18 protein-coding genes and 4 pseudogenes are annotated in these 21,183 nt (G+C 59.4%); 12 read left to right on the forward strand and 10 right to left on the reverse strand.

The features are described from left to right. Window positions 1-24: 24 nt before the first annotated feature. The 9 genes and pseudogenes from QNJ43_RS24520 to QNJ43_RS24560 all read right to left on the reverse strand — a co-directional run. Window positions 25-324, reverse strand: a pseudogene (locus tag QNJ43_RS24520) (type I secretion system permease/ATPase); the annotation flags it as partial. After that, window positions 219-1,553: a hypothetical protein gene (locus tag QNJ43_RS24525; protein ID WP_300474229.1), complete on the reverse strand. Its 1,335-nt coding sequence runs from the start codon at window positions 1,551-1,553 to the stop codon at window positions 219-221. The pseudogene QNJ43_RS24520 and the gene QNJ43_RS24525, both read right to left, overlap by 106 nt. Beyond that, the gene (locus QNJ43_RS24530; protein WP_300474231.1) at window positions 1,526-1,798 is read right to left on the reverse strand and encodes a hypothetical protein; all 273 of its coding nucleotides are present in this window, start codon (window positions 1,796-1,798) and stop codon (window positions 1,526-1,528) included. Before QNJ43_RS24530 ends, QNJ43_RS24525 begins: the two co-directional genes overlap by 28 nt. Window positions 1,799-1,828: 30 nt before the next feature. Beyond that, window positions 1,829-2,923, reverse strand: coding sequence for a hypothetical protein (locus QNJ43_RS24535; RefSeq protein WP_300474234.1), 1,095 nt, complete (start codon window positions 2,921-2,923; stop codon window positions 1,829-1,831). A gap of 138 nt (window positions 2,924-3,061) precedes the next feature. Continuing rightward, window positions 3,062-3,532: a hypothetical protein gene (locus tag QNJ43_RS24540; RefSeq protein ID WP_300474235.1), complete on the reverse strand. Its 471-nt coding sequence runs from the start codon at window positions 3,530-3,532 to the stop codon at window positions 3,062-3,064. Between the two features lie 33 nt (window positions 3,533-3,565). Next, entirely contained in the window at window positions 3,566-4,861 is a 1,296-nt protein-coding gene (locus tag QNJ43_RS24545; RefSeq protein ID WP_300474238.1) for a hypothetical protein, read from the reverse strand. A 9-nt stretch (window positions 4,862-4,870) separates the two neighbouring features. Then, a complete protein-coding gene (locus QNJ43_RS24550) occupies window positions 4,871-5,797 on the reverse strand; it encodes a hypothetical protein (RefSeq protein ID WP_300474240.1) in 927 nt (308 codons plus the stop codon). A gap of 32 nt (window positions 5,798-5,829) precedes the next feature. Further along, a complete protein-coding gene (locus QNJ43_RS24555; RefSeq protein WP_300474243.1) occupies window positions 5,830-6,216 on the reverse strand; it encodes a hypothetical protein in 387 nt (128 codons plus the stop codon). A 156-nt stretch (window positions 6,217-6,372) separates the two neighbouring features. Continuing rightward, a complete protein-coding gene (locus tag QNJ43_RS24560) occupies window positions 6,373-6,618 on the reverse strand; it encodes a hypothetical protein (protein ID WP_300474245.1) in 246 nt (81 codons plus the stop codon). Window positions 6,619-7,281: 663 nt separating this feature from the next. Here QNJ43_RS24560 and QNJ43_RS24565 point away from each other — a divergent pair. From QNJ43_RS24565 to QNJ43_RS24590, 6 genes and pseudogenes are all read left to right on the forward strand, one after another. Further along, window positions 7,282-8,638: pseudogene (locus QNJ43_RS24565) on the forward strand (sigma-54 dependent transcriptional regulator). 40 nt (window positions 8,639-8,678) lie between these two features. Further along, a pseudogene (locus QNJ43_RS24570) lies at window positions 8,679-10,692 on the forward strand (ATP-binding protein). Between the two features lie 280 nt (window positions 10,693-10,972). Then, window positions 10,973-11,329, forward strand: a complete 357-nt coding sequence (locus QNJ43_RS24575; RefSeq protein ID WP_300474248.1) for a hypothetical protein — start codon at window positions 10,973-10,975, stop codon at window positions 11,327-11,329. 21 nt (window positions 11,330-11,350) lie between these two features. Beyond that, a complete protein-coding gene (locus QNJ43_RS24580; RefSeq protein WP_300474250.1) occupies window positions 11,351-11,746 on the forward strand; it encodes a hypothetical protein in 396 nt (131 codons plus the stop codon). Next, window positions 11,740-12,699, forward strand: a complete 960-nt coding sequence (locus QNJ43_RS24585) for an MFS transporter (RefSeq protein WP_300474253.1) — start codon at window positions 11,740-11,742, stop codon at window positions 12,697-12,699. Before QNJ43_RS24580 ends, QNJ43_RS24585 begins: the two co-directional genes overlap by 7 nt. Window positions 12,700-12,833: 134 nt before the next feature. After that, window positions 12,834-13,762: pseudogene (locus QNJ43_RS24590) on the forward strand (LysR family transcriptional regulator). Here QNJ43_RS24590 and QNJ43_RS24595 read toward each other — a convergent pair. After that, window positions 13,746-14,300, reverse strand: coding sequence for a thioredoxin family protein (locus tag QNJ43_RS24595; protein ID WP_300474256.1), 555 nt, complete (start codon window positions 14,298-14,300; stop codon window positions 13,746-13,748). The pseudogene QNJ43_RS24590 and the gene QNJ43_RS24595 overlap by 17 nt on opposite strands. 140 nt (window positions 14,301-14,440) lie before the next feature. Between QNJ43_RS24595 and QNJ43_RS24600 the strand changes: the two genes are divergently transcribed. The 6 genes from QNJ43_RS24600 to QNJ43_RS24620 all read left to right on the forward strand — a co-directional run. Beyond that, window positions 14,441-14,704: a hypothetical protein gene (locus QNJ43_RS24600; protein ID WP_300474260.1), complete on the forward strand. Its 264-nt coding sequence runs from the start codon at window positions 14,441-14,443 to the stop codon at window positions 14,702-14,704. Then, window positions 14,650-16,740, forward strand: a complete 2,091-nt coding sequence (parE, locus tag QNJ43_RS24605) for a DNA topoisomerase IV subunit B (protein WP_300474263.1) — start codon at window positions 14,650-14,652, stop codon at window positions 16,738-16,740. Before QNJ43_RS24600 ends, parE begins: the two co-directional genes overlap by 55 nt. A gap of 427 nt (window positions 16,741-17,167) precedes the next feature. Next, on the forward strand, window positions 17,168-18,676 hold the full coding sequence (locus tag QNJ43_RS24610; protein ID WP_300474266.1) for a DEAD/DEAH box helicase: 1,509 nt from the start codon (window positions 17,168-17,170) through the stop codon (window positions 18,674-18,676). A gap of 334 nt (window positions 18,677-19,010) precedes the next feature. Continuing rightward, window positions 19,011-19,634 (forward strand): hypothetical protein, encoded by a 624-nt coding sequence (locus tag QNJ43_RS27710; protein WP_346433117.1) that lies wholly within the window; start codon window positions 19,011-19,013, stop codon window positions 19,632-19,634. After that, window positions 19,553-20,056: a GGDEF domain-containing protein gene (locus tag QNJ43_RS27715; RefSeq protein WP_346433118.1), complete on the forward strand. Its 504-nt coding sequence runs from the start codon at window positions 19,553-19,555 to the stop codon at window positions 20,054-20,056. The genes QNJ43_RS27710 and QNJ43_RS27715 overlap by 82 nt, the downstream gene beginning before the upstream one ends. A 466-nt stretch (window positions 20,057-20,522) precedes the next feature. Continuing rightward, a partial coding sequence (locus tag QNJ43_RS24620; protein WP_300474269.1) for an alpha/beta hydrolase occupies window positions 20,523-21,183 on the forward strand: 661 nt, incomplete at its 3' end.

The raw sequence follows: 21,183 nt of genomic DNA on the forward strand, positions 1-21,183 counted from the left end.
CTCGCGAGGAAGCGTTTTTCGCTTTCATGCTGCATCGACCACGTTCCCGCTCTGGATGCCCCACAACTGCGAATAGCGTCCGCCCGTTTTGATCAGGCTGTCATGTGAATCATCTTCGACGATCCGACCGTTTTCGATGGTCAGGATCCGGTCGGCGTGGCGGATGGCCGAGAGGCGATGCGCGATGATCAGCACCGTCCGCCCCTTGCAGATCTGCTTCATGTTCTGCTGGATGATGCGCTCGGATTCGTAGTCCAGCGCGCTGGTCGCCTCATCCAGAATGAGAATGCGGGGATTGCCCACCCGGAATTTCGAGATCGATACCGCTCAACACATCTCTCAGGTGCGGCTGATAGCGGAAGCGCACCTGATCGAACTGGATGCGCCCTTCGATCCGCTTCAAGGTCGCGCATGACGATGGTGTCGTTGCTGCGCCCGTCATAGTCGTTTCGATTGTCGCCGTTGAGCATGCCGCCAAGGCTTTCGCGACCGAATTCGAGGTAGTCATCGCCCGCCGCCCCGTCGATCTGTCCGCCCAGTGTCTTCACCAACGCTTTCGGACTTCCCGACATGGTGACCTTGGCAGTGCCAAGATTGTAGATCAGGCTCTTATTACCCTCACCGCCGGTGATGTAATAATTGTTCTCGCCGCCCACCGCGCAGATGATGTTGTCTCCGCTGAGCAAGATGTTGTTCTTGTTACCGAAAACGATCCCAAAATTGAACCCGCCACCGAGACGAACCTTGGTCTGGTCCCCATAGGTGATCAGGAAATCGTTTCCGTCGCCGGTCCTTGTGTCGTTGGTGTTGCCGAAGGCAATGATCGAATTGTTGCCGTCGGTGTCATGGATGACATTGTACTGACCGATCGCGATCATCGTATCATTGCCGGCATTGCCTGTGAGATAGGAATATTGGCCGGCACTGAAGAGCATGTCGTCGCCCTCGCCGTCGAGCAGTTTCCCCAAGGTCCCGACCGAGGCGATAATGTCATCCCCGTGCCCGCCAAACTGCAGGTTGGATGTCCCGACGGAGATGATGATATCGCCGTTATCCTGCATCGGTTTGAGGTCGAGGAAGAACTTCTTCAGGTTGTCGGCAGTACCACCCTCGCCGAGAGCCGCGATATTGGAAAAGTCCATGAGTAGCTGGACCATGGACGAAATATTGGGCACCGCCGGAATGACCGGGAGGCCATCGTCGAAGATCCCATACCCGTTATCCCAGGAGTTGGTACTTGTCGCGAAGCTGTCGACCACGTCATCGGCTGGGCCGACATTGGCCAAGGATCCGGCCAGGTCGAAAGCTCCCTTCTGAGTAAATGCGGCCAAAGGCGAGCTGGCCAAACCGCCGAAAATGCTCGACGGAACCGTTACGTCCGGCCAGAACATCCCCAGAATGTTGGGAGCGATGGACTCCCAGTCGAAATTGTTTTCGTCATCATAGGCGCTCCACTGGGTGACATAGGAGCCGTTCTCGTCATAGCCGATCCCGAGAAGCGCTCCGATGGACTGGTAAGGCAGCGTCATGCCGATATCGACGACGGTCTGCATATATAGGCCAGGAATCTGGCGGCCTTGGCGGTCTTGGATTTGGGATCCTCGATCGCCAGTCCAAGTATCTCGTTGAGCGAGATCGATTGTACCGTGGCCGGGAAAAATGCAGCGACGGATAGATCCAGCAAGCTTGTGTAGTAATATCCGAAGATCAGGTTGCCCGGACCGTGCGTAATGATGACATACGATCCACCGCCTGCGTGGATGATATTGCTGACTTCCTTGAATTCGACGGTCATCATATCGTTAATCGTCTTCAGATGATTCTTGATCTACTCTCCGATTTCAAGGTAATACTTAAATCTCTCATTGTATTGATCGCGTACCGTTTCATACTTCCCTTTGCTGTCCTTCCCGATCTTGGAACTGGTGATGGAATTGTAGAAGCCGGCAATCTGCTTCGTGACCTTCGTGAGCTGCGTTCCACTCTGCCGCTTCTGCTGATTATTCGTGGGTTTGCCATCGGCATCCGTGTCCGAATAGAAGGGTGCAAAACCACCAAGGAACAACTGTGCGAACTGCGGGCCGTTGGGTAACGGAATGCACTGCGTTCCTGCCCATGAAGAGAAATCCGACTTCGCCTTCTTTTGCAGAAACTCGATGCTACTATTGCTGAGGCTATCGCCTTCCGCCTCGGAATCACCCGGGGAAAGAGCCATGAACAGATCATTGGACGTGCCGTAATCAATAGCGATATTGCCGGTCCCGTACATGATGCGAAGGCCGCCGAAACCATTCATGCCTTCCGTATGTCCGCCAAGATCTGCATTCGCACTGCCCACATGCACGGACAGATTACCGTCGCCGATCATCACCTTGAACTCGTTGCCATGACCGATGGTGATGGAAGTGTTGTAGGAACCGAGTAGAAGACCGACGCTCATGCCGTCGCCAACTTTGATCGATGTGTTCAATTCGCCAAACATGACCTGCGTGCTGCGAGTTGAATAATCGGGCAGGTTCAGCTTGTTGGGATCGGTGTATTTTTCGCAGAAAATGTCCCCCGCAAAGATCGAATCCGGGTTGATCTCGAACACGACATTCATATTGCCGACAGCGACATTCAGAACATCCCAGTCCACCTTTGAGGTGCCGTTGCCATTGCCAAGTTTGAAGACGACGTTGGCATCGCCGTATTGCGCGGTAAACGTGTTGCCGTCCCCCACCTGCATGAAGAGATTGAAGCTCCTGCTGGTGAGAACGGACCCCAAAGCACTTACGGCTGTTTCAGGCAGATATTTCTTCACCTTGCCAAGGTCGACCGGCTTCGCGTCGTCCGAAAAAGTAGTGCCCGGCGCGATCTGGGCGAAATAGACATCCCCATCGCCAGCCTTGATAGTGATGTTTGCCGACGCATTGGCCGCCACAGAGCCTAGATCGTCCTTCCAGTTGGAGCTGTCGCTCCCAGTATCCAGCGCATCGCCGATCCCGTCGACGATGTCGTCACCGAGGACATTCAGCCCGTAGCCGATCCAGGTGGGACCGTTCTTCAGGCCTTCAAGCCCTTATCCAGTTTTGGAGGTACTCGTCTGGTTCGGAGCCTTTGAGAAAAGGAACCCGATATATGGGTCATCCAGAATGCCCCAGCTTGTTCCTTTCTCGTCGTCGGCCAGCTTATCAAGATTTTTGCCAATCTTATTGACGGTGTCCAGCCGAGTCGAAGGATTGGTCGCGTCGTTCTTGGTCTTCGGGCTCCAGGCATAGGAAAAACCGCCCAGCGTATCGTCGCCGTTGTGAACGACCAGATTTCCCTGCCCAACCGTTGCCGCGATCATCAGCCCGTCGCCGCTCTTCACGGCGACATTCAGGTTGCCATAGGCCCCCATCACCGTGGTGTCGTTGCCGTAATGCTGGAGGTTGTTGGCCTTGCCAACGGCCATCATCATCGTCATGCCGTCGTCCAGCCCCAGGACCTGGGCTTGCGCGTTGGTGCTGTTGCCGACCTTGGTGATGACGTTCAGCTTGCCGCCAACCACCGCGAAAGTATCCGACCACGCCTCCAGGTCGGATTAGTCATCCTGAAGCGGGTCGACGATCGTCAGCACACTGGCCTTGCCGAGCATCGCTACGCCGACGGTGCCGCGGCCGATCTTCGTCACCACGTTGAATCTGCTGAGGAAAACACCCGACAGATTGCCGTCGCCGACCACCGTCAGGACGTTCAGATTGCCAAGGAAGAGCGCTCCGGTATTGCCGTGGCCAACCTGGGTCGCCACGTTGTACTGGCTGCCCATGACATATTGAGTGAAACCGTCGCTGACTCGCGTAGTCACATTCAGCTGGCCGAGCATGACGAAGATCGCGGCGCCGTCGCCAACTTTCGTGGCGATATTGTAGCGGCTTTCGAGAACGGCCACGAACTCGCCGTCGCCGATCTTTACCGCGACGTTGGCGCCGCCCAGCATGACCGCCACGGTGTCGCTGCGCCGGTCAAAACCCTCCGCATGAGGATCGCCTTCCTCCGGCTCCACTTCCCGGTGATAGAGCACATTGCCCATGCCGTCCATCACCGCGTAGAGGTCGCCGTAACCTTCCTTGACCGCGACATTGCCGAACCCAAGCTGCACGACTGCATCCCAGTCGCCATTGTCCATGTTGGCGTAGTTGCCCAAGCTCGCCATGATCGCGATGTCGTTGCCGTCTCCACCGTCGAAATAGTTTGCCGCGCCCGCCAGAACGGCACCGTCATGCCCGTCCCCGGCAATGACTACATTGCCGCCCAGACCAAGCGCGGCGATGAAATCGTCGCCATCGCCTGACGAGATCGCGTTGCCTACCCCGGCCGCGATGATGAGGTCGTCCTCGTCGCCTGCAACGATGAGGTTCAGGATCCCGATGGAGAAGATGACGTTGTCGCGGACGGCCGTGTTCTCAACCTCGAAACCGCCACCACCACCGGTCCAATAGCCGCTGGTGTCTCTCTCGCCACCACCTTGCGTGTCATCCCCCTCCTCGACGTCGGCTTCCGCGTTTTCATCCTGCTCCGCAGCCGCCTTATGCTTGGCGGCGAAGTCCTCCTCACTCATGCTGCCGGAAGAGGCGGTGTCCTCGTAATCGGCAAGGATCGCATCCATGTCCGGTACGACAGCCGCATTGCGTGCATCCGTCGCCATTGCCTGATACGCACCGGCATCGCCGTTCGCAGCGCCCTCGAGGATCGCATCCGCGTCCGGGTCCACCTCTTCCGGTTCTTCGAAAGCAGTCCCCTCGCTTTCCAGATCGGAGAAACTCATCCCTTGCGAGGCCATCCGGGCATCGAGATCGATCCCCTGCGCCTCAAGCTTCGCCTGCTTCTCATCGATCATCGCCGCAGGTTAGTCCGAGCCCTCGCCGTCGCTGCCGAGCCCGAAGGGCGACAGCACCGGATCGAGCATCGAGAAGCCCGCATTCGAATCGTCACCGGTGAAGCTGTCCGCAGCCGTGTCCACGAACCCCGCAAACGTGTCGCCGAGCGCATGGAACGGAGAGATCGAGGCCATATCCTCCGGCGCGGCTTCGGATGCTGCATCCTCCGCCGAAGGTTCACTCTTATCTTCGTTGATCGTGCGGATGATCGAATATGAGCCGTGGGCCGACACGTCGTTGCCCGAACCGCTCGTGGTGATCACATTGGCATTGTCATAGGCATCGATCTTGGCCTCTCCACCCAGAACCGTCGCGACATTGCCGTAACCGCCGAGCGTGTCCGTCGTCTTGCCGTCGACATGCGTGGTCAGGACATTGAGGCCACCGTACATCTGCGCGTTGACGGTGCCACCGCCGCTCACGGTGGCGACATTGCCCCCGCCGCCAAGGATCAGGTTCGCAGTGCCGTCGCCCGTCCGCGTCACGACATTGGCGCCGCCGACGGTCGTGACATCCATGTCACCCGTCTTGACCACCTGCGTGATGACATTCGCCACGCCCGCTCCCTGGAAGGTCAGGTTCCCGGTCTCACCCACACGCGTGACGACATTGGCGCCGCCCGCGCCCTGAAACACCGTGTCGCCGTGCTTCGTCGTGTGCGTGATGACGTTGGCGAGCCCGGCGGTGCCCGCGAAATAGACGTTGCCGTAGGAGCCTTTGCCCCCGAACCGGTTGATGATGTTGGCCGCACCAGCGCCCTTGAAATAGGTGTTTCCGTATTTCGTCCCATGGTCGATCCTGTTACTGGCGCCGGCCCCGGTGAAATGGACATCACCGGAGGAATACTCGCCATCCTCGCCCACGCGTTCGATGTAGTTGGAGTCCCCCGCGCCCACAAAGGTGACATCGCCGGTACGGATCCGGCTTCTTATGACATTGGAGGCGCCTGCCCCTTGAAGGTCACGTCGCCTTCGGACTGGTCGTAGTCTTCGTTCCACGAGCGTTCGATGACATTGCTGGCGCCCGCGCCTTCAAACAGCACGTTGCCGGCCATCGTCTCGAGGATGATCTTGTTTCCCAACCCCGCGCCGCGGAAGGTGATGTTGTCCGAGATCTCGGCCCTGAAGACCTTGTTCTTCAGGGCCCCACCGGCAAAATCGATATTCCCGTAGTCGCCGTCATGGGCGATATCCGTCGCCCCCGCGGCACCGCGGAAGGTGATGTTGCCGTTGCCGCCCTTGGCATAAATCTTCCCGCCAAAGCCGATCGCCTTGATATCGTTGTTCCCGTTCGTACCTTCGTACTTGCCGGTCACCGCATATCTGATCTGCTGGATTCTATGCCGAATTTGCCGCCTCAGTCATCCCATGACCATCTCTCTGGCCGCAATACTCTCCTGCCGCGCAAAACCTGTCGGCAGCACGTATCGTTTCTTGAAAATTCAGTTCGTTGAATGAAACGGAACCCCGGCTCAGGCCGCGGCAGCATCGCTTTCGTCCGAAGACGTCTGCTGTACCGAAGGCAACAAGCCGAGTTCCGTATACTTCTTGATGACTTCCTGCATCTTCGGATCTTCCATCAGACCCTTGATGACGGAGAACATGTAGAGAAAGCCCGGCAGAGGGATCATGACCTGCTGCTTGAGCCGGGGCTCCACATTCTCCGGCGTCTCGCTCTGCTTCATCAGGGCTGCGGGATCCTGATCAACCAGGAGCATCCGCACAATGCCGTTATTGAAATTGATTGCTGAAACAGTCTCTACATAAACGTCTTGCATGCCAATCTTCATTCTTGGCTCAATACATGTACACAAGTATGCGTTGGTGATTTCCGTAACGCAAGGCACAAAATTGACCACAGGCGCAAAAATGTTGGGCACGCGCTTCAAATCATACCGAGACATCCGGAGGCAACCCGGAATCCGCCTTTTTTTTCTAGCACGTTAATATTTTTAAACCATGACACACACGAGATCCTCAACTCAAGTTGATCAAAAATATTAACTTATGAACTATTTGGCCTAATTTTCCGGACAAGTTGCAAGAATGCCTTGATTGTCCGATCAAACAGCTCAAATGCACGCGATCTGGATGGGATCCAACGACGCGGACATATCCATGATGTCCCAACCGGCCCGTCTCTCGACACCAGGTTCCGGACGCGGCTCACTACCGGATAGGCTCGGCAAATAGGCCAAACCGATTTGAGGAAACTTCCCTTGAGTTCCTTCTCCTTTAATCCAACGCCTTTCCTCAGCGAAATTCGGCGTAGAATGGTGTTTCTTTGCCTTCCCGGCGATTCCGGGTAATTCTACGCAAAAACGCTTACTACTCACTGGGAGAGGAGAATGAGTGTTCAGACATCGCGCGCGCCGCTTGAGATGCCGCAGCAATCCGAATTCGGTCCGTGGCTGGCACAGGCCTCCATTCTCGTCATCGACGACGAGCCAGGCATGCGCAACTTTCTGCGTCGTACGCTTGGTCCTCGCTGCAAGCATCTTGAGGAAGCGGGAGATACCGTCGAGGCGTCGGCCAAGCTCGATGCGCATCACTTTGACGTCGTCATCCTCGACAACATCATGCCGGGCAAGAACGGCGTCGAATGGCTGGCCGAACAACGCCGGATCGGTTTCTTCGCCCATGCCATCCTGATGACAGCTTATGTCGATCTGGAAACGGCCATCGACGCACTGCGCGCAGGCGCAATGGACTTTGTCCTGAAGCCGTTCCGTTCCAACCAGATCCTGAACGCGGTCGCGCGCTGCCTCGATCGGATGCGTTTGGAGCGGGAAAACCACGTGTTGCGGCACGAGTTGCAAGCGACCTCCGACCATACGCTGCTGCGCGACAAGCTGATCGGCCATTCCCCGCAGATCCAGGAGATGCGCGATACCATTGCGCGCGTTGCCCCGCTGCCGACCTCCGTCTTGATCACCGGAGAATCCGGCACCGGCAAGGAAGTGACCGCGCGCTCCATTCATGCCCTGTCGGATCGCGTCGACAAGCCGTTCGTCCCAGTCAATTGTGCTGCCATCCCCACCGACATGATCGAGGCGGAACTCTTCGGCCACCTGAAAGGCACCTTTACCGGCGCGACGCGGGACCGCGAAGGTCTGTTCACCCACGCCCAGGGCGGCACGCTGTTTCTCGATGAAATCGGCGAAGTGCCATTGCCGCTGCAAAGCAAGCTCCTGCGCGCGATCGAGGATCGACAGGTCCCATCCGGTCGGGTCGGAGCGCGAGGTGGCGGTCGATCTGCGGTTCATTTTCGCGACCAACTCCGACCTACAAGGCGCCGTCGAGGACGTCAGGTTCCGGGAGGACCTGTTCTATCGCGTCAACGTCATGCAGATCGCCATGCCGCCCTTGCGCGAGCGCGGCGACGATGTAATCGAACTCGCGAAGCTGTTCATATCGAAGCTGACCAAGCAGCTCGGCATGCCGTCCGTCCCGATGGACGAGAGCCTGAAAGCCAGATTCCGCACCTATGAGTGGCCGGGCAACGTGCGCGAACTCAGGAACCTGATCGAGCGTTCGCTGGTCCTCGGCCGTTTCCCGTCGGAATTCAGATCGTCGGCCACAGAAGACGAGCCGCGAAGCGATACGCTGGAAGATGTCGAGCGCCGTCACATTCTCTCCGTTCTGGAGGAGACCGGCGGCAATCGCTCAGAAGCGGCGAGACGGCTCGGCGTGTCGCGCAAGACCATAGAACGCAAATGCGCGGCCTGGAATGCCTGATCCGCAGGCCGAGGCCACTCTTTCCGATATCGCGCACGGGATGGAGGCGAGTGAGCGCAAGAAGCCGCGCTCCGTCCGCTTCCGACTGCTTGTCCGATTGCCCTGTTGCCGACGCTGGTGATCCTGCCGCTTCTGCTCGGTGTCACGGTCGTGCGCTGGAACGACCTTCGATGCCCTCCTCCGATCGAAGGTCAACGGCGACCTGACGATCGCACACCAATATTTCACCCGCATTCTCGAAAACACCGGAGAGCACCTTCAGGTGCTCGGGCTGTCGGCGGAATTCAAGGGCGTGGTGTAAGGCACCGGCCATCGCAACCTGTTCGATCTGCTGGAAGCCCGCCGCGTCGATTTGGGGCCAGATTTCCTCTATGTCGTGGACGCTCAAGGGCACGTTCAGGCTGCGGCACCGCCGCTCGACGGCAAGACGATGAGCACGAATTGGCCGGTTGTCGCACGCGCCCTGACCGGGGCACCTGCGACTGAAATCGACATTTTCGACAAGGATCATCTTGAGCGGATCTCGCCAGCACTCGCCCTCAGGGCGCGCCTGGATCTCGTTTCCACGCCCAATGCCGTGCCGAGTGACGAGGACAGGGAAACTCGCGGCATGGTGGTGCATTCCGCAACTCCGGTGCAACTCGGTGGTCAGGGGCCGGCCGCACTTGTCGGCGGCATCCTGCTCAACCGCAACCTCGTCTTCATCGACACCATCAACGACCTCGTCTATCGCGAGGCGGGGCTGCCCGAGGACAGTCAGGGCACGGCGACGCTTTTTCTCGATGATGTGCGCATCAGCACCAACGTGCGGCTGTTCGAGGATCGGCGCGCCCTTGGAACGCGGGTCTCGCGCGCCGTGCGCTCCGCCGTGCTCGATCAGGGCCGCATCTGGTTGGACAGCGCCTTCGTCGTCAACGACTGATACTTTCCGCCTACGAGCCGATCAGCGACAGCTTCGGCAAACGCGTCGGCGTGCTCTATCTATGTGGGTTTTTTCGAAGCTCCCTTCAGAGCGGCCAAATACGCCACAGTGGCAACGATCGTCGCGACGTTTCTGGCGATAACAGCCCTGACCGTGCCCTCTGTTCCTGCGCTGGGCCAGCGGCATCTTCCGTCCGCTGGAACGGATGACGGGAACGATCGCCCGGGTGGAAAGCGGCGACTTCGGCGCGCGAACGGCGCAAAGCGACACGAATGAAGAGATCTCGCGCGTGGCGATGCATCTCGACGGCCCGCTCGACATGGTGCAGGGGCGTGACCGCAAGCTGCGCTCCTGGAACGAGGAGTTCAACACGCGAGTTGCGGAACGCACGCGCGAACTGCGCAAGGCAAACCGCCAGCTTGAGACCACAACCAAGCAACTCATCATGTCGGAAAAGCTCGCTGCTATCGGCGAGATCACTGCCGGCGTCACGCACGAGATCAACAATCCCGTCGCTGTCATGCAGGGCAATCTGGAGGTGCTACGCTCGGAACTCAGCGCCAATGCGAACACGGTTCAGATCGAAATCAAGCTGATCGACGAACAGATCGCCCGCATCCACCTGATCGTCACCAAACTCCTCCAATTCGCGTGGCCCGAGGAATATGCCGAGTTTGCCGATCGGCAAGCTCCGGACGAAGTCGTCAACGACTGCCTGCCGCTCGTCCAGCACCTCCTCAACAAGTCGGAAATCCGGGTAACGACCGACCTGAATGCCAGCCGTCTCGTTTTGATGAACAGGACGGAACTGCAACAGGTTCTGGTCAATCTGATCGTCAATGCGATCCATGCCATGCCCGATGGGGGCGAGCTGCGTATCAGCACCGCGGACAAGGACGACGGAGACCGACGTGGGTTGACTATCGGGATCTCGGACACCGGGACAGGCATGTCTGCGGATGTGGTGGAGCGGATCTTCGATCCGTTCTTCACCACCAAGAAGCGGGAAGGCACCGGCCTCGGCCTGTCGATCACCCAGACGCTGATCGACCGTCAGGGCAGACGGATGAGCATGGAAAGCGAGCCGGGAGCCGGAACCATCTTCACGATCTGGCTGCCGGAAGCCGACTAGGCCGCGCCGGGCGCAAGCGAACGCGGACAAACTTCGCGAGGAGAGACATTCTGTCCGTATTTCTCCGGCCCATATCCGCAAATGCAGATATTTTGTCCCCCTTATTTTGTCTGCCCGTGATGGAAAGCAGGAAAAGACAAGGAAAACGATAGCTGGCTTTGAACTTGCTTCGGATTACCCGCCACATGCGCGCGTCGTCTCTCGGGAGGAGAGCGAGCGCACAATGCGCATAGCAGACGAAGCCGTATCGAAAACGCTGCGGCACGGGAGGAAATTACGCATGTTCGACAGCCTGAAGAAGGAACACATCGTCGCGAGCGACGACTTCAACCGCAGGAAGGTTCCGCCAGCCTCCATTGCGATCCATCTGTGTATCGGATCCGTCTACGCCTGGAGCATTTTCAATCCGCCGCTGACGAATCAATTCGGGGTCGTGGCCGCATCGGCGGGCGACTGGTCGCTGCAGTCGGTGGTGTGGATCTTTTCCGTCGCGATCGTCTTCCTCGGCCTGGCGGCGGCGTTCGCCGGCAAGTGGCCGGAAGAAGTCGGTCCGCGCATGGTGGGCGTCGTTGCCGCATTGCTTTGGGGTGGCGGCTTCATCATCGGCGACTTTGGCATCCTAACCCACCAGCTCTAGCTGGTCTATCTGGGCTACGGTGTGCTCGGCGGCCTCTGTCTCGGCTATGTCTCGCCGGTCTCCACCCTCATTCGCTGGTTCCTCGATCGGCGCGGCATGACCACAGGCATGGCCATCATGGGCTTCGGCGGCGGCGCGATGATCGCAACGCTCATCAAGAAGACCCTGCTGTCGTTCTTCTATCAAGCGCCGCAATATCTGGGCGCAGAAGTTGCGGTGAACCTCGTCAACGAAGGCGATCGGCGCATGGCCGAAGTCGGTGGACAGATGGTGGAGGCCGCCGCCGCCGGTGCAGCGCAGATCGCGTCTGCCCCTGTGCCGCTTCAGGAAGGCGTCTACGTGGTCGGCACCGGCAATACTCTGGTGCTGCCGCCACGTTCTTCACGCTCGGCGTCGTCTATTTCATCGTCATGGTGATCGCGTCCTTCTCCTACCGCGTGCCCCGCGAAGGATGGGTTCCGGCAGGCTGGACGCCGCCGTCGGCCGACGATGCCTCGCGCAAGATGATCACCAACAACAACATCCATATCGATCAGGCGCTGAAGACCCCGCAGTTCTATCTGCTGTGGATCGTGCTGTGCTTCAACGTGACCACCGGTATCGGCGTGATCGGTGTCGCCAAGACGATGATGACCGAGATCTTCGGCACGACACTGCCGTTGATCGTGAACTCCGCCTTCGCGGCGACCTACGTGTTCATGATCTCGGTGTTCAACATGTGCGGCCGTTTCTTCTGGGCTTCCATGTCGGACTATATCAGCCGCAAGAACACCTATTACTGCTTCTTCGTGCTCGGCATCGTTCTCTACCTGTCGATCCCGTTTGCGGCAGCGCAGGTGAGCGTGAACCTGGCCGTGACCTGGCTGGTGATGTTCTACGCAGCGACCATGGTCATCTTCACCATGTACGGCGGCGGCTTCGCCACCATCCCCGCCTATCTCACCGATATCTTCGGCACGAAGTATGTGGGCGGCAACCACGGACGTCTGCTGACGGCGTGGAGCACGGCCGGTGTGCTCGGGCCTCTGGCAATCACGCAACTGCGCCAGATGTCGGTCACCAACTCGATCCGGGATCTTGCTGCCAAGATCGATCCGGCGGCCTTCCAGGAGAAGTTCGGTGCGGGCATCGCTCAGCTCGATCAGCTCGTCGCCGCCAAGGCAGTCACCATCGTCCGTCTGATGGAGATCGCGCCCGCTGGCACGGTCGATCCGACGTCGAGCGTCTACAACACGACCATGTACGCCATGGCCGAGTTGCTGGTCATCGCGCTGATCTGCAACACCATGGTGCGTCCGGTGCATACGCGCCACCACATGGAAGAGGAAGCCGGCGGCATGCGGACGGGATCGGTCGCAGCGGCCGAATAACGGCGCATCCCCCATCGGCTGACGACCTTGCCGAGGGGACTGGACCACGAAGATCGGCAGCCGCCGCGCACATCCGGCGGCTGCCCCTTCCCGCCCGCACGCGTCCATCGCGTCAGACGAGCGCCGAGTGATCCATGATCGATAAGCTGGAAATATTCATCGCGCTGGCCAAGGCGAAGCATTTCGGCCATGCAGCCGAGGAATGCCGCGTGACCCAACCCACGCTATCGGCCGCCATCAAGCAACTGGAAGATCAACTGGGCATCATGCTCGTTCAGCGCGGCTCGCGCCTCCAGCGCCTGACGCCGGAAAGCATGCGGGTTCTCGACTGGGCCCGCCATATCGTCGGCGATGCCCGCGCGATGCACGACGAAATGCGCGCTGCCCGCCACTGGCTGGCCGGGCACGTCCGCATCGCCGCCATTCCGACCGCACTCTCCATGGTGCACGAGCTGACAGCCCCCTTCGCGCATCGCTACCCGGAAATGACCTTTTCGGTGCTTTCGCGCTCCTCCATCGAGATCCTGTCTCTGGTCATCAATCTGGAGACCGATGTCGGCATCACCTATCTCGACAACGAACCGCTCGGCCGCGTCGTCAGCGTTCCGCTTTACGAGGAGTGGTATTGTTTCGTCACTGTTCGCCCGGATATCTTCAAGGCCCGCAACAGCGTTTCCTGGCACGAGGTGAGCGATCAGCCGCTTTGTTTTTTGACCGCGGACATGCAGAACCGCCGGATCATCAATCAACGCCTGGCCCGGGCCGGAGTAACGGCGGCACCGACACTGGAGTCGGATTCCGTCATCGCCCTCCATTCGCACGTATGCACGGGTAAATGGTCGAGCATCATGCCGCTCAAGCTGGTGAAGACATTCGCCGAGACGCCGGGTCTGCGCGCGTTGTCGCTCTGCGAGCCGGAGACGGCGCACACGGTCGATCTCGTCGCGAATTACCGCAAACCCCCTACACGCCGATCATCGCCGCCCTGTTTCAGCAGGCGCGGATCGTTTCCGAACTCGCCAACGACGACACGCAATCTTGTGCGCTTACGCCTTCCACTTGATTGAGCAGCCGATCGAGGGGATCTGTTCGGCAGGCCCCTCCCCGGTCTTCGCAATCAAATGCATGGCTTCCGAAAGCTCGCGCGGCGCACCGGGGCTCGGCTCCCCTGTCCGTCCGTCATCGAGCCGACCGCAATAGCGCAACGATCCGTCGGCGGCGAAACCGAAGTAATCCGGCGTGCACACGGCCCCGAACGCCTTGGCGACAAGCTGATCCTCATCGTGAAGATAGGGGAAATGCAGATTGTGCCGGGCGGCGAAGGCTGCCATGTTGGCGAAGCTGTCGTCCGGATAGGCCTCTGCATCGTTTGGACAAATCGCGGCAAAGCCGATGCTGTCCTCTGCCAGAAGGCGCGCATCGCTCACCAGTCGGTCAATCACCGCCTTGACATAAGGGCAATGGTTGCAGATGAACACGAGAACCGTTCCCTTCGTTCCGGCGATATCGGTGAAGGTGTAGGTTCGCCCGTCGATCGCCGGCAGATGGAAATTGACCGCCTGCCAGCTCGTGTCGAGGTCGGTCGGGGGGTGTGCGGTCATCGAGGGTCTCCGCTGCGGCGCCCAATGGCGCAGGTGACTGGAATTTGGGGGAAGTCTGCCTGCGACAGGCGAGCGGAACAAGGCCCCGTTTAGGCCAGAGCATAGTCCGATCGGATTGCATCGATCTGATCGGTGAGGATATGCTCAAGGGATTGATACAGGGGCGATTTCTCGTCGTTCAGGTGATTTTGGCTGAAGGACAGGCGTTCCAGGGTGCACTAAAAGGCGCACAGTTGAGCAATCATCACACCGGCATCGCCGATACCGAATTGCCAGAATTCGGGATGATTCGGCGGGCTGGCGTATTGCTGGTCAGGCCAAGTGAAACAAATCGGGTACGAAAAGACGAATGGCAGGCAAGGACGATCTGTTCGCGCAGCTGGAAACTGAGGTTTCGGCCTTGAAGGCCCGTCGCAAGACGGCCGCTCCGGCGCCCAAACGCACCGCCGCCCGCGCCCCGGAGGCCACGGAGAGGCCGACAGCGCCGTTGCGCGCCGTCTCCGACGGTGACGGCGGCTACACCGCCGCCGACATCGAGGTCCTCGAGGGGCTAGAGCCGGTCCGGCGGCGTCCGGGCATGTATATCGGCGGAACGGACGAACGCGCCCTGCACCATCTTTTCACGGAAGTCATCGACAACTCGATGGACGAGGCGGTTGCGGGCTACGCAACCTGGATCGACGTCCGGCTCGATGAGGACGGCACGCTGACGGTGACGGATAACGGCCGCGGCATTCCCGTTGACCCGCACCCCAAGTTCAAGGGCAAGTCGGCGCTCGAAGTCATCATGACCACCCTGCACGCCGGTGGTAAGTTCGCCAGCAAGGTCTACGAGACATCGGGCGGCCTGCACGGCGTCGGCGTGTCCGTCGTCAACGCCCTGTCGGTCACGCTGGAAGTGGAAGTCGCTCGTTCGCGCAAGCTCTACCGGCAGCGGTTCGCACGCGGCATCGAGCAAGGCCCGTTGGAGCCGCTCGGTGATATTCAGAACCGGCGCGGCACCACCGTGCGTTTTCTGCCCGATCCGGAAATCTTCGGCGCCAATGCCCGGTTCAAGCCGAGCACCCTGTTCAAGATGGCCCGCTCTAAGGCCTATCTCTTCGGCGGCGTTGAAATCCGCTGGCGGTGCGCGGAAAGCCTTCTGGGCGACAAGAACGCCTCACCTGCCGAGGCGACGTTCCATTTCCCCGGCGGCCTGAAAGATTTCCTGCAGGAGACGCTGGAAGGCGAAAAGCGCGTCGTTGACGACGTCTTTGCGGGCAAGACCTCGAAAACAGGGAGCCACGGCTCGGTGGAATGGGCGGTTTCCTGGTTCGCAGGCGACAGCTTCCTGCATTCCTATTGTAATACGGTGCCCACTCCGGAAGGCGGCGCCCACGAAGCGGGTCTCAGGCTGGCGCTTCTGCGCGGACTTAAGGCCTACGGCGAACTCGTCGGCAACAAGCGCGCAGCACAGATCACCGGCGACGACGTGCTGACCTCGGCGGGCGGCATGCTGTCCGTCTTCATCCGCGAGCCGGAATTCGTCGGCCAGACCAAGGACAAACTCGCCACCGGCGAGGCAAGCCGCATCGTGGAGAACGCGGTGCGTGATGCCTTCGACTATTGGCTCACCGCCTCCCCCCATCAGGCGGATAAGCTGCTGGAATGGGTGATCGATCGTGCCGAGGAACGGCTGCGGCGGCGCCAGGAAAAGGACGTCGCCCGTAAGACGGCGGTGCGCAAGCTGCGCCTGCCCGGCAAGCTTGCCGATTGCTCCACATCATCGGCGGCGGGAACCGAGATCTTCATCGTGGAGGGCGACTCGGCCGGTGGCTCGGCCAAGCAGGCGCGCGACCGCAAGCATCAGGCGATCCTGCCCCTGCGCGGCAAGATCCTCAACGTCGCCAATGCGGGACGCGAAAAGCTCGCCGCCAACCAGCAGCTTGCGGACCTGATCCAAGCTCTGGGTGTCGGCACCCGCGCCCAGTACCGTGACGAGGAACTGCGCTACGAGCGCGTGATCGTCATGACCGATGCGGACATCGACGGTGCCCATATCGCCTCGCTGCTGATCACGTTCTTCTACCGCGAGATGCCCAAGCTCATCGAGAACGGGCACCTCTTCCTGGCCGTCCCCCCGCTCTATCGCATCGCACAGGGCGACAAGATCCAGTATGCGCGCGACGACGCGCACAAGGACGAACTCATGAAGAGCGTGTTCACCGATAAGGGCAAGATCGATATCGGCCGCTTCAAGGGCCTGGGCGAAATGCTTCCCACCCAGCTGAAAGAAACGACGATGGATCCGAAGAACAGAATGCTGCTTCAGGTCTGCGTCGCGGAGGGCGAGGACGAGAGCACGAGCAAGACGGTAGATCGCCTGATGGGCACCAAGCCGGAAGCGCGCTTCCTGTTCATCAAGGAAAACGCCGAATTCGCCACCGATCTCGACATCTGATATCCGCGTCCACCGGGTCTCGGGTCAAGACTATCTCGCCGTTATGGGTCGCACGGTGTCGGTTTCGATCGATACTGTCCTGTTTGCAAGTCGCGCGAATGCAGCGGCAAGCCTTCGTCGGTACCGATTTCGGCAAGAAACCCGTCTATTCTGATCTACGCCTATTGTCAGAATGAACGGCGACAAAAACGCACGCGTAAAATAGTCATATAGAATTGCGCCGCGGTCCTTGCGAAGGTTCCCTACACTTCCGCAGACGGATCAATGATAACGATCCGGGAAGTATTACGGCCGAATTTGACCTACGACGATTGACATGGATCGTCTCCGCCGTATTGTGCGCGCAATACCCCTCCGATCATGAGCGGTCACTACCATCCCGCCTTGGCGATGGTAACCGCCGGACATCTTGGTGAATGCAAAAGGCATGAGTTTTTCCAATCTCGGACTGAGCCAGAAGGTGCTGGAAGCGGTCGCGGCGGCCGACTACACCGAACCCACGGCAATTCAGGAGCAGGCAATCCCGCACGCTCTGGAGCGACGTGACGTGCTCGGCATCGCCCAGACAGGCACGGGAAAGACCGCCTCCTTCACCCTGCCGATGTTGACCCTGCTGGAAAAGGGCCGTGCGCGTGCGCGCATGCCGCGAACCCTGATCCTGGAACCGACACGCGAACTCGCGGCGCAGGTCGAGGACGAGTTCAACCGGCTCGGCACCAATCACAAGCTGACCGTGGCCCTGCTGATCGGCGGCGTGTCCTTTGCCGACCAGGATCGCAAGATCGACCGCGGCGCGGATGTTCTCATCGCAACGCCGGGCCGTCTGCTCGACCACGTGGAGCGCGGCAAGCTGATGCTGCAGGGCGTGGAAATCCTCGTCATCGACGAGGCCGACCGCATGCTCGACATGGGCTTCATCCCCGACATTGAGCGCATATGCAAGCTGATCCCTTTCACCCGGCAGACCCTGTTCTTCTCCGCGACCATGCCGCCGGAGATCCAGCGTCTCACCGAGACCTTCCTTCAGAACCCGGTTCGCGTGGAAGTCGCCCGTGCCTCCTCGACCGTCGACACGGTCGCGCAGTCGCTGGTGTCCTCCGACAGCGCTCCGCATGACAAGCGAGAGACCCTGCGCGGCCTCATCCGCGATGCGGAAGACCTGAAGAACGCGATCATTTTCTGCAATCGCAAGCGCGATGTCGCTAACCTTTACCGCTCGCTCCTGAAGCACGGCTTCGATGTCGGCGTGCTTCACGGAGACATGGACCAGCGCACGCGCATGCAGACGCTGGAAGGCTTCCGCCACAACGAGATCAAGCTGCTGGTAGCCAGTGATGTTGCCGCGCGTGGTCTCGACATTCCCGATGTGAGCCACGTCTTCAATTTCGACGTGCCCGTTCACGCCGAAGACTACGTTCACCGGATCGGACGCACGGGGCGTGCGGGCCGCAAGGGCACGGCGATGACCATCGTCACCGCCGATTGCGGACGTCATGTCGAGGCGATCGAGAAGCTGATCGGCAAGCAGATCGAGTGGCACAACGAGCCGATTGATTTCGAGGCTGCCGAAGCGGATCGCAAGGGCCGTCGTCGCGGGTCTAGCCGCAAGCGGACCTCCGACAAGCCAGAAGCCTCGGCAAAGCTCGAGGAAAAGAAGGAAGCCTCACCGAAGAAGCGGACTCGTCCGAAGAAGGCCGACAAGGTGCTGGAACCGGTTGCGGCCGAGGTTGCCGCAGCTCCTTCCCCGAAGAAGGAGACCCGGGACGAGACGCCCCGCAATCAGGAGCAGCCCAAGCGCGGTCGCCGGGGATCCGAAAAGGGTCAGGGCAAGGATCGCAAGGAGCGTGGCGGCAAGGACAAGCAGCTCATCGGCCTCGGCGATCACACACCTGCCTTCCTGCTTCGCGAAATCCGTCCCAAGAAGGCCGCGACCTGATCTGAACAGAATTGGCCATTAGCGAGACTGGAGGTGAAATGACACTTGGTGATGCGAATTAGTTTCTAAGTCAACAATACAAGCATCGCTGTTGGTAACGAGAGCGTGAAATATACATAAGGGAAGTCCCGCAGGACTTAATTCATGGTTAATTGATTTCATGTCACTATAAGGAAATCAAAAAATGCGCTTTGGCCCGTAAGCAGTTTTACGCCGTTTGGACTCGACAATGAGCCAACAAGACGATTTTAAACGGACAATCGTTTACGGCGACACGGCGTTAGCTTACCTCAAGAAGAATTGATTACCGGCATTTCCTCGAAATTACGAGCTTTTGTATACTTATTCTGCCGGGTTCAAATATTCGCTCAATAAAGCGGTAAACGATATTCTCGGAGAGAAGGGCCGGATCACCACCGACGAAGCTCAGAATATCTACAACCGCTTCCTCTGCCCCAAGCGTCTCGGCGACCAGATCGATTCCGTTGGATCGAAGCTCTCGCGGGAAATCAGTGACGTCGTCGATATCGTCACCAACAGCCTCACTGCGGCTTCGGATTACGCGGAGTCCCTCGACAATGTCACCGCATCGCTGGAACAAGCGACCACGCGCGAGGAACTGGCTGAAATCATCGCGCATATCATCGCGTCAACGAACCAGACCGCCTCGCTCAACCGCGAGTTGGAAGACAAGCTCAACGAATCCAGGCAGCAGATTTCCGGTCTGCAGGAAAGTCTCGAAGCCATTCGCTATGAATCGCTGACCGACGACCTGACCACGCTGGCCAATCGCCGGCATTTCGACGAGTCCATCGATCGCGCCGTTCTCAACATGCTCGCGAAACGGGCGAGCCGCTGTCGCTGCTTCTCACCGATATCAATCACTTCAAGCAGTTCAACGACAATTTCGGACATCAAATTGGAGATCAGGTTCTGCGGCTGGTGGGCCTGTCGGTGAAACAGAACGTCAAGGCGCAGGATATCGCATGCCGGTACGGCGGTGAGGAATTTGCCGTCATCCTTCCGCGCACCGAACTCGATCATGCCTTTTCGGTGGTCGAGCACATCCACAAGTCAGTGATCTGCAAGGAGCTGGTGAAACGTTCCACCGGCGAGAATCTCGGGCGGATCACGATTTCGATCGGCGTCGGCGGATGCCGCGCTTTACGGCGCCAAGCGTGCGGGGCGCAACCGCGTGAAGTGCGAGAAGGACACCGATATCAAGAGCGCCGTCGCTTGAGACCAACGCGTTTTCCGCGCTCCGATCGGCGCGGTTCCTTCTTTCCCGGTCGATTTCCAAGGGCTGCACCGTGCGTCTCAGGTGCGATTGCCGAGACAACTTTTCGACGTAATCCAACATTACTCGTGTCAAAGTCGTAATGCTTGACCCCGAAGGCCAGATCGTCAGTGGTGCGCCAGGGAAACCGATCGGCCAGCTATCTCGTGCAGTTACCCGTCGGGCCGGATCATTCGGCATGATCCGAATATACTTTCGGCATCGATCCTGGGATTGTTTTCCCGATGTTCGGGCTCCTTTATCCGAACGCGAATACTTCAAGCCCGCCATGTCCGAGAAGTCTTCGAAAGCCGAAGCCATGCGCCTTGTCTTCCCGGGAGCCGTTCATACCCCTTATTGAATTTCAATCCATGACCCTGAAAGACCTTCTTCTTGCCGGAACTCTTGCGATGGTTGTTGTTGCTCCCGCATCGACCGCTTCCGACCATGCATCCCTTCCCGGATATGCCGATGGCGCAAAGGTGATTACCGTCCAAGGCAACCGGAGCCAGATCGACGGCATCATCTTATTCGCAGATCAAGAAAACGCGCGCTATACGCGGATTGCGGATGACGGTGCTGGTACCGCGCAACGAGGATCTCAAGCCCGCCATCCTGTTTCTTCCTGGCGGCGGCTTCACGTCCGCCGACTATCAGAAGTTCTTCGAGATGCGCACCGCCCTGGCTCAGGCGGGCTTTGTCGTCGCCGCGGCCGAATTCCGGACACGGGTTCCCGACAAGTTCCCGGCTCTGGTTGAGGACGGCAAGGCGACCGTGCGCTATCTGCTTGCCCATGCAACCGAGTACGGTATTGATCCGGACCGCATCGGCGTCTTTAGCGATTCCGCGGGCGGCTATCTCGTGCAGATGCTCGGCATGACGAATGGCGAAAAGGCATTCGACAAGGGCGACTATCTGACGACCTCCTCCGACGTTCAGGCCGTCGCCTCCCGTTCAGAGCAAGCAGCTCTACGAGACTCTCAAGGACCACGGAGACAAGGTCGACTACGTTCTTCTGGTGGAAGGCGCGGGTCACGGCGATCTGACCTGGTATCAGAAGCCGCTCATCAATCGCGTGGTTTCCTGGTTCCGCGATACGCTTGGCGCTCCGATCAAGGGCGGCGCCAAGCCAGCCGATACCGGATCAAACCTCTAGACGATCAACGGACCGCCAGGCGGTTCGTTGATCGTCATGTATCGCGCCGCTTCTCCCTCCCGGGAGGGAGAAGCG

This window comes from Breoghania sp. (assembly GCF_030066895.1).
Classification (GTDB): Bacteria; Pseudomonadota; Alphaproteobacteria; order Rhizobiales; family Stappiaceae; genus Breoghania.